The 16,528-nt window shown below is 32.6% G+C and carries 14 protein-coding genes; all 14 read right to left on the minus strand.

Annotated elements, in window-relative coordinates; translation table 11 throughout:
- Positions 1-110: 110 nt before the first annotated feature.
- The gene (locus QUF93_RS27700; RefSeq protein WP_289360829.1) at positions 111-1,925 is read right to left on the minus strand and encodes a polysaccharide biosynthesis protein; all 1,815 of its coding nucleotides are present in this window, start codon (positions 1,923-1,925) and stop codon (positions 111-113) included.
- Positions 1,926-2,366: 441 nt separating this feature from the next.
- Entirely contained in the window at positions 2,367-3,026 is a 660-nt protein-coding gene (locus tag QUF93_RS27705) for a CpsD/CapB family tyrosine-protein kinase (RefSeq protein ID WP_071743867.1), read from the minus strand.
- Positions 3,016-3,714: a YveK family protein gene (locus QUF93_RS27710; protein WP_289375943.1), complete on the minus strand. Its 699-nt coding sequence runs from the start codon at positions 3,712-3,714 to the stop codon at positions 3,016-3,018. The genes QUF93_RS27705 and QUF93_RS27710 overlap by 11 nt, the downstream gene beginning before the upstream one ends.
- Before the next feature lie 557 nt (positions 3,715-4,271).
- Entirely contained in the window at positions 4,272-5,153 is an 882-nt protein-coding gene (galU, locus tag QUF93_RS27715) for a UTP--glucose-1-phosphate uridylyltransferase GalU (protein WP_289375945.1), read from the minus strand.
- 61 nt (positions 5,154-5,214) lie between these two features.
- A complete protein-coding gene (gene tagH, locus QUF93_RS27720) occupies positions 5,215-6,888 on the minus strand; it encodes a teichoic acids export ABC transporter ATP-binding subunit TagH (protein WP_289375947.1) in 1,674 nt (557 codons plus the stop codon).
- A gap of 15 nt (positions 6,889-6,903) precedes the next feature.
- A complete protein-coding gene (locus QUF93_RS27725; protein WP_002184558.1) occupies positions 6,904-7,707 on the minus strand; it encodes an ABC transporter permease in 804 nt (267 codons plus the stop codon).
- A 5-nt stretch (positions 7,708-7,712) separates the two neighbouring features.
- Positions 7,713-8,909: a CDP-glycerol glycerophosphotransferase family protein gene (locus tag QUF93_RS27730; protein WP_289375949.1), complete on the minus strand. Its 1,197-nt coding sequence runs from the start codon at positions 8,907-8,909 to the stop codon at positions 7,713-7,715.
- A gap of 46 nt (positions 8,910-8,955) precedes the next feature.
- Positions 8,956-9,963 carry an NAD(P)H-dependent glycerol-3-phosphate dehydrogenase gene (locus QUF93_RS27735; protein ID WP_289375950.1) on the minus strand — a complete coding sequence of 336 codons (1,008 nt, stop codon included), beginning with the start codon at positions 9,961-9,963 and terminating at the stop codon, positions 8,956-8,958.
- A gap of 124 nt (positions 9,964-10,087) precedes the next feature.
- A complete protein-coding gene (locus tag QUF93_RS27740) occupies positions 10,088-12,592 on the minus strand; it encodes a glycosyltransferase (protein WP_070145575.1) in 2,505 nt (834 codons plus the stop codon).
- Positions 12,593-12,723: 131 nt separating this feature from the next.
- Positions 12,724-13,890 carry a CDP-glycerol glycerophosphotransferase family protein gene (locus tag QUF93_RS27745; RefSeq protein WP_289375951.1) on the minus strand — a complete coding sequence of 389 codons (1,167 nt, stop codon included), beginning with the start codon at positions 13,888-13,890 and terminating at the stop codon, positions 12,724-12,726.
- A gap of 5 nt (positions 13,891-13,895) precedes the next feature.
- Complete coding sequence (gene tagD, locus QUF93_RS27750) at positions 13,896-14,291, minus strand: glycerol-3-phosphate cytidylyltransferase (RefSeq protein ID WP_070145571.1); 396 nt, start codon at positions 14,289-14,291, stop codon at positions 13,896-13,898.
- A 348-nt stretch (positions 14,292-14,639) separates the two neighbouring features.
- A complete protein-coding gene (locus QUF93_RS27755) occupies positions 14,640-15,641 on the minus strand; it encodes a cell shape-determining protein Mbl (RefSeq protein ID WP_289360838.1) in 1,002 nt (333 codons plus the stop codon).
- A 161-nt stretch (positions 15,642-15,802) separates the two neighbouring features.
- Positions 15,803-16,075, minus strand: a complete 273-nt coding sequence (gene spoIIID, locus QUF93_RS27760; RefSeq protein ID WP_000544010.1) for a sporulation transcriptional regulator SpoIIID — start codon at positions 16,073-16,075, stop codon at positions 15,803-15,805.
- A gap of 309 nt (positions 16,076-16,384) precedes the next feature.
- Complete coding sequence (locus tag QUF93_RS27765) at positions 16,385-16,519, minus strand: hypothetical protein (RefSeq protein ID WP_044738197.1); 135 nt, start codon at positions 16,517-16,519, stop codon at positions 16,385-16,387.
- Between the last annotated feature and the right edge of the window lie 9 nt (positions 16,520-16,528).

Genomic DNA, 16,528 nt, shown 5'->3' on the forward strand with positions numbered 1-16,528 from the left:
TCACCCTACAATTGTTATATTGTAACTAACCACCTGTGCATACTTCATTCTCATTTCTCTACATAGTAAAACATAAGTCTAAGCATATATATGCAGATTAAAATCCATATTTACATCATATTTTGTGGAGTTATATGACTATTTGCCAATGTCAATACACGTTTTCTTAATTCCGTCTTCTCGAGATTCTTATAAGTTTGGAGAACTGCTTCAATTTCGTTTATACAAAGGTTCGATGTTTTACCTATATAAATTTTAGGATGAATTTGTTGTTCATGTATTTCTTCTTTTTTCAATAGTTCTTCAAAGAGCTTCTCTCCAGGTCTTATTCCAGTGAACTCTATTTGTATTTCTTCCAGAGAATTTCCTGATAATGTAATTAAATTTTTCGCAAGATCTACTATTTTCACAGGATCTCCCATATCTAACACAAATATTTCTCCACCTTTAGCTAATGCACCAGCCTGCATTACAAGCTTGGACGCCTCTGGAATTGTCATAAAGTAACGAATCATATCTGGATGTGTAACCGTAACTGGGCCACCTTGCTTAATTTGTTTTTTAAACAACGGTATAACACTACCGCGGCTTCCTAATACATTACCAAATCTTACAGCCACAAACTTCGTATTACTTGTTTTGTCCAAGTTTTGAATTACCATTTCAGCAAGCCTTTTTGTTGCTCCCATTACACTTGTCGGATTCACAGCTTTATCTGTAGAAATCATTACAAACGTCTCGACCCCATTCCAGCTTGCCGCTTTTGCCACGTTTGTTGTCCCGATTAAATTGTTTTTGATAGCTTCTTCGGGGTTACGTTCCATCAATGGTACATGCTTATGTGCAGCGGCATGATAAACAACTTGAGGCTGATATTGACTCATTACTGACATCATTTTCAGATCATCCTGTACATCAGCAATTTCTGTGGTAACGACAATATCTGTGTCACCGTATAGCTCTTTCAATTCCATTTCGATAGAATAAATACTATTTTCACCATGACCTAATAAAATCAATTGTTTTGGGTTGAATTTTGCAATTTGACGACAAATTTCAGATCCAATTGAACCACCAGCACCAGTTACTAAAATAATTTTATTAGTAATAAATTCTGAAATACTTTCAATATCCAATTCAACAGGATCACGTCCTAATAAATCGTCTACTTGGACATCACGAAATTCATTCACTGAAACTTTTCCAGTCACTAAATCCTCTAGCATTGGAAGAATTTGTGTTTTTATTTTTGTCTTGGAACATTCTTGAAAAATCATATTTAATGCTTTCTTGCTAAGTGAAGGAATTGCTATTATGATGCTATCGATATCTAATTGCTGAACAGCAAATTCAATACGGTCAATTCCTCCAATTACCGGTATTCCAAGAATATCCAACCCTTGTTTCTTTATATTATCATCTATAAATGCCACAGGCAGTAATTCAGTATCATTACTATTCAAAAGTTGCCTTACAACCATTGTACCTGCAGAACCCGCACCAATAATTAGTGTTCTTTTTTTGTCGTCCCCTTTTTGAATATAAGCATCTCTGAACATCCGCCATAGAAAACGTGATCCTCCAATCAGTAAAATATGAATCATCCAAGTTACAACAAGAAGACGGAAATAAATATCTTGAACCAATATTTGTTGTACTACTGCCGTTGTGATAACAGAAAGTGTGATTGCTTTTAAAATAATTAGCAATTCTCCTACACTTGCATACTCCCATGCTTTTTTATAAAGCTTATAAATAAAAGAAAAAATATGATGGCTAAGTAGCAGCGTCATTGCACTCACTACGATGGGAAATGTTATGACATTGAAATCAGCACTTACTAAGAAGCGACTAAAGAAAACCGTAGTTAATACGATTAAGGAATCAATTAAAATTAATAAGGATAATCTCTGGCGATACGTCATAATAGGCCCCCCTCTCTAAATTTTTTATATATAACAAAAGGAAATTCTCATAATTGTTATCTTAGAATTAAAAGATTTATATATTGAATATGTCTAGCTAAACATATAGACAAGGAAAATAATCAATAACCAACTAATACAAAGTTCCTATCTACAAAATCCTTTAGAAAGACTTTCTAGACAAGAACTTCAAATAAGTTTGGGCATCCAACCCTCCCTCACACCACACTCTTGACGACTAACGTCTAAGGTTCTTCAACCCACAGTATGATCGAGTGTCTCCATTGATAGTGGTAAGGAGACATCACCGTACCCTATAATTTTTTATAGGTGGTCCTTCATTCTCTACTATAAAATATATGAAAAGCTTCTCATCCTTACGTCACCCATTAGGAAAGCGCTGTATTATTATTTTATGTATAATCAATTCTAATAAATCTCTTATACTTTTTTATTTAGAATAGCCCCTACAAGCTTTCCTTTTGTTAAATCTAAGGCCCTATTCGCTTCAACAACTGCTTCACTAGCAGTTTGATAGCAACTTAGCACCAATAATACCCCATCACATTGACTAGCTAGTATATTTGCATCTATAACCTCAAGAAGGGGCGGAGAATCAAACAAAATAATGTCATACTGCTCTATTGCTTTGCTAATTAAATTTTGCATAGATGGTAAACTAAGCATCTCAGCTGGATTATTAATTTCGGGACCACTTGTCAATATATGTACATTTTTGATTTCTGTCTGCATTACCACTTTTTCTAATGCTGCTTTTCCCTCCAAAACATTTGTTAATCCAGATTTATTTTCCATTCCAAAAATCGCATGTAGTTCCGGAGTTCGCAAATCCGCATCAACAACTAAGACTTTTTCATCTCGCTGAGCCATAGAAACCGCCAAATTTGCCACAGTGGTGGTTTTACCTTCTCCATATCCAGGAGAAGTAATAATTATAGTTCTTGTTTTGTCCGTGCCAATTGCAAATTGAAGGTTAGTACGAATTGTTCGATATTCCTCAGCCATCTTCGATTTCGGAGCGATATGAGCAATTAAATGACTATTATCAAGGATACGGCTTTGCTTTTTATTATGAATCAAATGTTTTCCCCTCCACTATTACACTTTCTCTCTTACTTGTTTTATCTACTATATTATTTTTCTTCATTTGAGAAACACTTCCTAAAACGGGAACCGGTAATAATTTTTCAATGTTACGTTCCGATTTAATTGTTTCATCAAGAGAATCCAATACAAAGACTACTCCGATACTCAGTATAAGACCGGCAGCCAAGGCCATCTCAATCGCTTTTGCATGATTCAAGTTTATCGGTAAAGGATGCTCTTGTACTTTTGCTTCTGTTAAGATGCGGACATTCGAAAAATTTAGGATAGCATTGGCTTCTTCTTTATAAACATTTGCTGTAGCATTGGCAATTTTGACTGCCTGGGCTGGATTAGTATCCACAGCCGTAATAACAAAAACCTGTGACTCTTCAATCTTTCCAACACTAACCTGTCCATTCAATGCATCTGCTGATTTTTGCGAATTTAATTGCTTGGCCACTTTCTCTAAAACAATAGGTTCCTTTATCATCACTTTAAGTGTAGCTATAGCATCAGCATTAGCTGGAATGAGGATTCTTGCAGAAGACGCATATAAAGGCGTTTTCATGAAAATGCTATATATACCACCAATACATGCCGCTAATATCGTAATTACTGCAATAATCCAAAATTTTCTTTTTATAACATTAAATAAATTTTTTAAGTTTATTTCCTTTTCCATGTTTCCCCTCCATTACTGTCTATTTAACTAATAAAAAAGCTAATCGCTGGTAAATCAAATCGTATAACCTAAGTTAATTTTGATTATATCGAACATAATTTACTAAATCATAAGTAGAATGAATTTTCTGAGTATACATTTCATTCGGAAAATTCACGCCTTGTTTCTTTAATCTTAATATACTCATTTAATATTCATTTTAGTTCTTGATAATGAACCCGTCAATATAAATTTATACATCAAATCCAACAATTACCTTAGTATATTTAATTCAATTATCCTTATATAAATTCAAAAATAACTTCATAAATAATTATTTCAAATGAATTAATTTATTCATATATTAATATATCATAAAAACTATTTAAAACTGAATTAAACAATATCTACAAGTTTGACGACTGAAAAAAAGAAGTATTATTAAAAAGCTAATTCCAAAAACAGATTCACCTTAACTGTTTACCCAACATATTGATTCTGATTCATAAAAATTTTAGCATCCTTTTCTACAAAAAAAGACTTCATTTCTAATGAAGTCTTTTTTTTATCGTTAAAGCTTAGTTACAAACCATTGCGCTTTCCACTAACTTTTTCATATAATCTAATAGCTCTTTTTTTAACTCTTCGTGTTGCAGTGCCATTTCAATTGTTGTTTGAATAAACCCTAGTTTTTCTCCGACATCATAGCGTTTTCCTTCGAAATCATATGCAAATACACGTTGAATTTCATTTAAACGCTGAATCGCATCTGTTAACTGAATTTCTCCGCCTGCCCCTGTTTGTTGATCTTCTAAGAACATAAAGATTTCTGGAGTTAACACGTAACGCCCCATAATCGCTAAGTTAGATGGTGCTGTTCCTTTAGCAGGTTTTTCAACAAATTTACTCACTTGATAACTGCGATCCTTTTGCTCTAGCGGATCAATAATACCATAGCGATGCGTTTCATTCTCTGGAACAGTTTGAACACCAATTACTGATGATTGTGTATTCTCATATTGATTCATTAATTGGCGTAAGCACGGCGTATCCGCTTGAACAATATCATCACCAAGTAGTACCGCAAATGGCTCATTTCCAATAAATTTACGAGCACACCAAACAGCATGTCCTAAACCTTTAGGCTCTTTTTGGCGAATATAATGAATATTGATCTTTGAAGATTCTTGTACTTTTTCAAGAGTTTCATACTTTCCTTTTGATAGTAAGTTTTGTTCTAATTCAAAGGAATGATCGAAATGATCTTCAATTGCACGTTTTCCTTTTCCTGTTACGATAATAATATCTTCAATTCCAGACGCAATTGCCTCTTCCACGATATATTGAATTGTTGGTTTATCAACAATTGGTAACATTTCTTTTGGCATTGCTTTTGTTGCTGGTAGGAAGCGAGTCCCTAATCCAGCTGCTGGAATAATGGCTTTTTTTACTGTTTTCAACGGTTAACCTCCTATAAATATCTAAATACTACATGCTCATTTAATATAATAACAAACTTTATTACTTTGAAATATCTGAAATTGATATTTCATTAATTATCGAACCTATTAAAGAAAAGTCAAAGTCAAATTTATTTGATCGATAAATAAACAGCGAATTATCTTCAGCCTTCAATTGTGCTTCACCCAATTTTCCAAATAAATTTTCTTTTAATATTTTCATATTTTTAATATTTATCTTCTGAACAATTAATTGATTATTATATACTATATCAATATCTTCATATTGAACTAATGTTCCAACTGCTAATTGTTTTTCATTTTTTGAATTACCTACTATGTTAATTATCTCTTCTTTAGACTTTCCTAAAAAAGTAAGATACTCTTCTAAATTTGGAGTAATTCCATCTAATTGTTTTAATTTATCTAAAAATTCTTCATAAGGTATTGTTTGGTTATACGGAATCGATTTAACTATGGATTCACTAATCCAACCCTCTTCTCCATTCCCTAATGTAAATTTTAACCAATTAATATCTGATCCCATCTCTTTTTGCTGCTCTTTTACAACAAATGGAGTTCCAAACGATATCGTTCCAACTACTTGTCCATCTAAAGTTGGTGTACCCCTAACACGACCTTTTGCAGAGTTTACATACCGGACATCTAAAGATGCAAGTGGATTCTCCTCTTTTTTAGTACGTTCCACCTTACTTACTGGTTCTTTCTTCTGCTCTTTCGCCTGTAAAGAATATAGAATACTATCCTTTTGCCAGTAAGTTACCCCAACAAGTATCATCAATAACATAACACCAATAATAGCACTTAAGAACTTTCGTCCCTTTTTCTTTTTTGTATGATGTGGGCTTTGTTTTCCTAATAATGATAGGTGATCTACAACTTGAGCAGTGCCCTCTTTTTTCATATCTTCATTGTTTATTAAATTTTTACCCGCCTGCTTCTCCATTGATTCTTTTTTAAACTTCTGCTGCTCTTCTCTACTCATAGCCCTGTACTCTTTTAAGAAGTTTTCATATTTCGGCATAATTTCTTGAATTGGACCATAGTCTTTAATTTCTCCATATTCTAACCATAAAGCCTTTGTACAAAACTTTTTCACTTGACCCAAAGAGTGACTGACGAAGAAGATAGTTTTCCCTTGTTCTTTAAACTCATTCATACGTTTCAAACATTTATCTGTAAATGTTTGATCACCTACTGAAAGTGCTTCATCAATTACAAGGACGTCTGGATTAATACTTACAGAAATAGCAAACCCTAAACGGGATTTCATTCCACTTGAGTATTTCTTGACTGGCATATCAATAAATTTTCCAATATCGGCGAATTCAATAATTTCCGGTGTCAACTTCTCAATTTTTTCTTTACTTAATCCCATCATCAAGCACTTTAGTTCAATATTTTCTCTACCAGAAAGTTGATTGTTCAACCCAGCTGCAATAGCAATAAGTGTAACTTTTCCTTTAATATCAATTTTTCCTTTTGTAGGTGGTGTAATTCCAGCAATTAAATTAGACATCGTCGACTTTCCTGAGCCATTTACCCCAACAATACCAATTACATCACCTTTTTGAGCTACAAACTCTAAATTTCTTAATGCATAAAAGTCTTCGCCAAATCCTCCAGGATATATGATATCCTTTAATTTATCTGAATTTTTACTGTGCATTTTGTATTTTTTTGTTACATTATGAAACCTGACTGATTCATTCATTTTTTACAACCCTCATTATAGATAATCTGCAAAGTGCTTTCTAAATTTCACATGTAATGCTGAGCCAATTAAAAAAGTAATAAAAACAAATCCCCAAAAATATAGCGCATAATTTATATCTTGGAAGAACCAATTTGTTCCTAATAAAGATGCCCGGTATCCATCAACAATATAGCAAAAAGGATTTAATTGCATAATCTTTTGGAAAATAGATGGTAGCCTTTCAGGAGTCCATACTATAGGAGTTAAATAAAATAACATTCTCATAATCGATTGAACAATCATTTGAGTATCTCTAACAATTGTCGCTAAAGTGGATGTAATTAGAGACAGTGAGCATACTAGCATAAGAGTGGCAAACATATAATAAACAAGCTGAATATAATGAATAGAAATTCCTTGTCCTGTTACTAAAAATAAAATTGTTATAACTCCTACAAGTATTACATGTGAATAAAAATTAGACATGATTACAAAGCTTGGAATAACGCTCATCGGGAAGCTCATTTTTGAAACCATATTTAACCTTGTATAAATTGACTTAGAAGCTTGCATCATTGCCGGATTTATAAAAAACCATACAACTAATCCTGCAGATAACCAATAGACGAAAGGAACTCCATTAACACCTTGTCCCCCTCTAATACCTAACCCAAAAACAAACCAATAAATACTCATCTGTATTAGTGGATTCAAAAGTTCCCAAAAAAGTCCTAAGTAATTATTATTATTTGTACTTTTTACTTGATAAATAGATAAACGTTTAATTAAATATAAACTGCTTATCTGTTCTTTCAATACCATGATCATTGAGTTCATCTTTACTATGCCTCTCCGAAAAATATTTTCCTTACAGCTCGTTTAGAAGCACCACCATCTTCTAAATAACAATACTTATTATAGAAACTATCGTATTTCTCTGCAAATTCTCCCAATCCATTTACTTCACACTTTACTATTTCTTCCAATACCGCTCTTGTATTCTTTACAATCGGTCCAGGGGCTTCTTCTTCCAAATCAAAATAAAATCCCCTTAATTTATCACGATAAGAATCAATATCATACGTATAGAAAATGATTGGACGCTTTAAATTTGCATAATCAAAAAAGACTGAAGAATAATCTGTGATTAACAAATCAGATATTACATATAGTTCGTTAATATCAACATGCTTGGAAAAATCGTAAACAAACCCTTTATATTTAACTAAATCAAATTTTTCTGCTACTAAATAATGCATACGTAATAAAATAACATAGTCCGATCCTAACTTACTTTGTAAGAGATCCAAATCTAGTTGTAAATCTAATTTATATCGTCCCTTACTATAAAATTGATCATCTCTCCATGTTGGTGCATATAAAATAATTTTTTTATCTATCGGTAAGTTATTATTCTTCTTTAAAGATTCTATTACTGAAGAATTGTTACTCTGATATAAAAAATCATTACGTGGGTAACCAACTTCTACGACTTCCTTTTGAAATTGAAATGCCCTTCTAAAGATATCTGTAGAATAGGTATTAGGTGAAAGCAGATAATCCCAATTTTGTGCTTCAAGATGAAAATTATGCTTATATTTTTCCGTTGTCGTACCTGGCATATGTACTTCTTTCATATCACCAGCTAATTTCTTTAATGGCGTACCATGCCAAGTTTGGATATATACCGTATGTTTTGGTTTAGGTAACCATAAGGGCATTCTACTATTTGTAACCCAATATTTTGAACGCACCAACAAAATAAACCAACGAATCGAGAACCTTTTTACATATGGGATATTTTCTTTATCAAATTGCACTGTATGGTTTTTATTTACACTCCATATCATTTCAAAATCCATATTATTTTGTAACATATATTCATATATAGCCCGTGGATTACAGCTATATTGTTTTCCAGAATAACTTTCAAATAAAATTAATTTCTTTTTGGGAGGCAAACAACTACAGAATAGAAATACTGCCTTACATAATTTCTTTACAATACGGTGATTTTTTATTCTTCTTATAAAACTCATGTCGTTTACACACCTTCTAATTCAGTCGCTTCATACTTACGATACATTAACGCGAAACCTCGCCTTTTCCCGTTCTTCCCATTAATGTGTCTACCTCTTCTTTTGCATTTTTCCCATTAAACAAAACATTATATATTGCATTCGTAATTGGCATTTCAATATTCATTTTTTCAGCTAAATGATACGCTGCCTCAGCTGTACGAACCCCTTCTACTACCATACCCATATTTTCTAATACTTCTTCTAAATTATGATCTTTTCCAAGTAAATTTCCAGCTCGCCAATTGCGACTATGAACACTTGTACAAGTCACAATTAAATCACCTACACCTGTTAATCCTGCAAAGGTAAGCGGATTTGCTCCCATCTCACACCCTAATCGTGTAACTTCAGTTAGTCCCCTGGAAATTAAAGCTGCCTTTGCGTTATCTCCGTAACCAAGACCATCTGAAATTCCTGCACCAAGGGCAATAATATTTTTTAGTGCCCCGCCCAATTCAACACCAATCACATCTCGATTTGTATAAACACGGAAATTTGTATTCATAAATAGCTTTTGTGTTTTTTCCGCAGCCTGTAAATGATATGACGCAGCGGTTACAGTAGTAGGATGACGAAGACTCACCTCTTCTGCATGGCTTGGTCCTGAAAGAACAACAACACTTTCTATTAACTCTTTCGGCATCTCTTCTTCAATCATTTCTGATATACGTTTAAATGACCCTGGTTCAATTCCTTTACTTGCATGAATAATTGTTATCGGTTGTTTTACGATGTCCTTCAGTTGCTGCATTACACTACGAATTGATTTCGTTGGGACAACTAATAATATCGTATCTATCCCATCCATTGCTTCCGCTAAGGATTCATACCCTTTTATTGTTTTAGAAAGCTGAATCCCAGGTAAATATGTTTCATTTGTATGCTTCTCATTAATTTCATGGATTTGTTCTGCTTTATTTCCCCAAATTCGCACTTCATGCCCATTATCCGCTAGAACCATAGATAGTGCTGTTCCCCAGCTTCCTGCACCAACCACTGTGATTTTTTTCAAAATAAGCCCCCTTTTATCACCTTAACAACGTTAAAAATATCACTATTTATGCAAGAAGCTAAGTGATATAAACATAATTCACTTAGCTTCCATATTTCATTATATTTTTTAATTTGATTACGCTCTACTTCTCTTTAAGAGTGCATATTTCATCGTAAAACATTTCAAGAGCATGCCCATTATATTTTTGAAAATCAAATTCTTTAAAAGATGTTTTACTTAATATAAACTTTTGCATCCCAATTACTAAACCAGTAATGTTATTTTCAACTAAATCCCCATAGCCTTTTTCCAAAATGCTCCTTGATCCTGCAATATCAGTAGCTATAATAGGCTTTCCTAATATTAAAGCCTCTAACAATACCATTGGTTGTCCCTCGTGATTAGACGAGAGAACAAAACAGTCACATTGATTAATAAGTAAGAAAGGATTACTCATTTGACCAGTAAAAATCACTTTGTCCTCTAGATTTTTTTCTCTCACTAAATTCTCTAATTCTTCTTTTAAAACTCCATCTCCAATAATATAAAGCCTAATATTATCATAGAGTTCCGTAACTTTTGCAAAAGCATGTATAAGCTTTTTCTGATCTTTTTCAGGTGACAATCTTCCCATATTAACAAAATTAATGTTCTCTTTTTGGGGCATTTCAATTCCTCTAATTTCAAGCTTACCATTTCCGTGAATATTTTCTTTTAATAAATATTCTTTCCCGTCATATTTATATATGTCGCCTTCTTCAATCTGTTTAAGTACTTTATTAGGGTCAATGGCATTATGGACATACACACCTTGTTTTAGTGTAATATAATCCTTCAAATTCTTCCTATTTAAATTTCTTGTGTGTTCTGCAACAGCTACTATTTTATCAAACTCCTTATACAACGGAAAAATAATATTTAAATTAGCTCTATGCTTAAATTTACCTTTAATTTTTTTAGAGTATTCTGCCCACATATCATTATGTTGATAGATATTTCTCTTTTTAAAATCTCCAAACGCAAATAACAATGTCCAAAATGGGACATATCCACTAAAGTCAATAGCTATATCAAATTCCGCATTACCAAATAACCTTGAAATTTCACGCTTGTATAGTTGCTTTGGTAGCGCCTTCTGAGCTCTTTCATTCTTTAGCCCCATTTTCATAACATAATTATTTTGATAAGATTCTTTTAAAGTGGTGTTTAAACTACCTACTCGATAAAATCTTTTCACATTCGAATTAATTTGATTGAAATTATCTCTTGAAATTTGATCATACTTCCCTTTATCAATAACTGCCACATTGTATTTTGAGTAATCAATATTATTCAAAAGGTTAATAACTGATGTGGTAATTCCATTATTCAAAAACCCACCACAGTACATTAGAATATTTTTCTTATTCTCATTTGTGACTTTATATACATTCTCCGTATGTTTTCCTCGGAAAATAATCTCAATCGCTCTTGCTGTAGCATTTCCATCATCATGATAGCAATATTCTTTTAATATTTCTTGGTATTTAAAACTGTAATCATTTTTTACACTCTCAATTTTTTCAATACTACGAACAACTTCGTCTACCGTATAGCATATTGGACCTGGCATATCTTCTAATTGAACGTATAAACCTCGTTGCTCTTCATACGCTTCCTTATCATACGTTAAGAAAATGATTGGTTTTTCTGTTACCATATAATCAAAGAATATACTAGAGTAATCTGTTACTAAAACATCTACTATTGACATCAATTCATTGGAATCTACCCAATCTGGTATACAAATCTCTCGTAAGCTTTCATCATCTTTAATAAATTTATATGTCAATGTATGGACTTTTAACAGGAGTTGATAATCACTAGGTATTTCAGAATACATTTTTTTCACAATATTGTTAATCTCATCCTTAATATTACTTACCTGATTTACTCCTCCTCTCCAAGTCGGTGCATATAAAATTATCTTTTTCGTTTCATCAATTTCTACAAATTCCTTTAAATATTCTCGTACTTCTTCCGGGTTTACTTGTAGAGTGAGGTCAATTCGAGGATAACCTTCATCGACAACATAACCATTGTATAACCCTTCTAAATCATGTGAATTTACAATGGTATCTGCAGTAAATTTATTAGGATTTAATATATAGTCACAATGCATAAAATTTCTTTGAATATTTTTATGTTGCCCTATTTCGCCCTTCATATCCTTTCCTAATGTTTTAATAGGTGTTCCATGCCATGTATTAACATAGATTTGTCCCTCTTTTTTCTGGAAATAAGGTGGGAATGTAGTATTGTTAATTAGATATTTCGCTGTTGTTAAATATTTTAAATACTCTTCACTATGAACTTTAACGAACTTAACATTTTTTTTATTTTCATAACGTTTAGCATAAAAATTATTTCCATCATTTAATGCCCAAACATGTGTATAATCCTTATACTCTGGATTATCAATAATTTTTTTAAAGATTGCGTATGGACTATCTGTCATACCTTTACCATGGAAAGATTCATATAATATAACTTTCTCATCCAAGTCTAATTTCACATAAAAATCAGTGTACTTAACAGTTCTCTTAAACCCTTGGTCATTCGAATATTTTTTCAGCGGGCCTGATAAAAAATTAATACGATTTTTCATTCTGTTAATCTTTTTCTTGAGTTGCAATATTAAAACCCCTCTTTAATTCATTTATAAAGTATACTTCCTATAAAAAGTCTTTTATCTTTTCCTCGAACACATCCTTATTATAGAAATGCATGACTACCTTACTATTTCCCTTTAAAAAGCATATTTACAAAGTGCTTACTTGAATCACCTATCGAATACTCATTCCATTTCAAAGTAAAATTATTTATACTATCTATTTTGAACTTACCATCTGTTATCACCTGTACCACCTCCTCAGTTGTATAAACAACTGGTCCTGGCACATCAGATATATAATCACCAATAGTCCCTCTTTTTTTCATATATTTCTTTAAATCGTATGCAAAAAAGATCATTGGTTTATTTAATAAGCAGAATTCAAATGGTATGGAGGAATAATCAGTGACTAATATATCCGTCACTAGAAATAGATCATTTATATTTGGATAAAGGGAATAGTCATATAAAAATCCCGCATACTTTTCCTCATAATTACATATGTTTCGTATTGCTGGATGTAATTTAATGATGAGAATATACTCACCTTTCAATTGCCTATACATCTCATCGATATCTAGATGTAAATCAAAATCTACTAGTTCTTTATCCCTAAAAGTTGGCGCATATAAAATAACCTTTTTATCTTTTAGCTTTGGATTTACTATAAAAATATTATCTTTAACTTTCTTTTGTCTCTGTTCATCAAAAAACAAATCTGTCCTCGGAATACCTGTTTTTAATATATTATTATCCGATAGAGCAAAAGCTTTCTTATAAATGTTAGCAAGCGCTTCTGACCCTACAACAATTTTATGGAAGTTTTTATAAACATCCATAAATCTGTTTTGAGCTCGTAGACTTCTTTTTTTTAAAGACGGAGCTAATAATCCGAATTTTTTAAAAGCACCTGCTGCATGCCATATTTGAATACACTCTACGCCTTTTTTAAATTTAATTTTTGCTAGCGATCCAAAATAATTATCAACAATGACATATTGAGAAGTAGATAAATGATAGACAGATTTAATAGTGTGGAATATATTCCTTGTTTCAAATTTATAAGATTTCACATTCGAGTAGTTGTCCACTTCATATTTACATGTAGATTTATATAAAAAAACCACCTCACAATTTATACCTTGGCGTTGCATTTCCTCATAAATAAAAAATAAATTCTCACCATAAGACATAATAAAAGTTACTTTCTTTTTAATTGGAAACACTTTCATCATACTATGTAAAATTGCAACTAAGATGAGATAGATTTCTACCATTATTTCTCTAAACATTTATTTTATCTAGCAACTTGCACTAGTTCCTTTTTAATTTTTGTTGTTGAAATTCCAGCTGTACGTGGTAAATAGACGACTTCACAGTATTCACTTAATTCGTCAAATTCCCCTTCCCAATCATCACCCATAACAAATGTATCTACGTCATGATTAACAACGTCTTTTACTTTCTGCTCCCAATTATGCTCAGGAATCACCTCATCCACATAACGAACTGCTTCTAGAATCATTTTACGATTCTCATAGCTGTGATAAGACTTTTTATTTTTTAATTTGTTAAATTCATCTGAAGAAACAGCAACAATTAAATAATCGCCCAAATCTTTCGCTCTCTTCAATAAGTTAATATGTCCCCAGTGCAATAAATCGAAAGTCCCATATGTAATAACCTTTTTCATAATCGCGCCCCCTGTGAAATGTTCTTTTTTTATAATTATTTACTTTAGAAATATATTAAAATTAGAGCGTCCCTTGCACCTATGTACGATAAGAAGGACTCAAATTCCCCTATGTAAATCCAAAACAAATTTACATAGATTTTACATCAAGTTCACACGAAATTCACAAGGATGATTATAACATAATTTTTATTTACAAACTATGACAATAACCTAACAACTATTGTCACATCTCGTTTAAGAAAGCGCTTTCTTGTCTAGTGTTACAAATCCCCTCTTACTTCCTTTTATTTACAAAAAAGTGCGAAGGAACTATTTCCTTCGCACTTTTTACTACCCTTTATATAACTATTTCAACATACGACGTGGTAATTTATCGATGTTTTCTAACATGATACCTGTACCAACAGCAACACATTGCATTGGGTTTTCAGCAATTAATACTGGTAATTTTAACTCTTCTGCTAGAAGCATGTCGATACCGTGTAATAAAGCTCCACCGCCTGTTAGAATAACACCACGGTCAATAATGTCCGCAGATAGTTCTGGTGGTGTGCGCTCTAGTACGCCTTTTGCAGCTTGTACAATGATAGCCGCGTCTTCTTTTAGTGCTTCTGTAATTTCTTCAGAGCATACTGTAATTGTACGTGGTAAACCAGTTACCATGTCACGTCCGCGAATTTCAAGCTCTTCACTACGTGCACCTGGGAATACTGTACCAATTTTAATTTTAATATTTTCTGAAGTACGTTCTCCAATCAATAGCTTATACTTACGTTTAACGTAGTTTAAGATCTCCATATCAAACTTATCGCCAGCCATTTTGATAGAGGAAGAGGTAACAATATCACCCATAGAAAGTACGGCAATATCTGTTGTACCTCCACCAATATCAACAACCATGTTTCCGCTTGGCTGGAAGATTTCCATACCAGCACCAACTGCGGCTACTTTTGGTTCTTCTTCTAAAAATACTGTTTTACCACCTGAACGTTCAGCAGCCTCACGAATTGCTTTTTGTTCTACAGATGTGATATTTGTTGGACAGCAAATTAAAATGCGAGGTTTTGAAAAGAAGCTCTTCACGTCCAATTTGTTAATGAAATACTTTAACATTGCTTCTGTAATTTCGAAATCTGCGATTACACCATCTTTAAGCGGACGAATTGCCACAATATTACCAGGTGTACGTCCCACCATACTTCTTGCTTCTTCACCTACTGCTAATACTTTTCCACTATTACGATCAATTGCCACAACAGATGGCTCATTTAATACAACACCCTTACCTTTAACATGAATTAATACATTAGCCGTACCTAGGTCAATTCCGATATCTCGCGCAAACATTCCCGTCTTTTCCTCCTCGATATTCAAAATCAGGTTACACCCGAATTCTTTTACACCTAATTTCTGATTTTATCATAAATTTAACAGAAACGTAATATTCGCAAAAAGAATTTTTCTGAAAAACATTACCGAATCTGTAAGGAATGTTTGCTGTTTTGCATTTATTGACGTACAGGCTTTTCTATATCTTCTTTTCTATACTTCTGCTTTGTTGCTTCTCCCCCTCTTAAATGACGAATAGACTTATGATAATCAAGAATTTCTTTCACTTCATTTGCGAGCTCTGGATTAATTTCTGGCAAACGTTCTGTTAAATCTTTATGGACTGTACTCTTTGATACCCCAAACTCCTTTGCAATTACACGCACTGTCTTTCTTGTCTCCACGATATACTTGCCAATCTTGATAGTTCTCTCTTTGATGTAATCGTGCACACCACTCGCCTCCCTAAATTGGATGTGAGAAGTGTGAAATGAGACTCGCTGCATACGACTATGAAGTAAATGTGAGTGCTGTTTGTAAGCGTTAAACATTCTTGGATTTATAATGAAATGATTCACGATTTCTCACCTCAAACACTCTCTTTGCATTGGTTTATACCATTGTATTGCCCGCACTACTGATATATGCTACATGTTCACTATTTTTGCGGACTAAGTTAAGAAAAATTACGTTTTTTTGTGAGAAATACGTTAAAGATGACAATTATAGCGAAAAAAAGTGACACCTCTTTATAAAAGGTGTCACTCTTCTCGGTCACAATCTTCTTTCAACAACTGATGGTGGGGAACTTCTTTCTTACCGGCAATATAATAATATAAAGCGAATAAAACAAACAATAAAATAATAGCAATCGACAGAACAGATAAAAATGACACAGTATCCCC

This window comes from Bacillus hominis, assembly GCF_030348325.1.
Classification (GTDB): domain Bacteria; phylum Bacillota; class Bacilli; order Bacillales; family Bacillaceae_G; genus Bacillus_A; species Bacillus_A hominis.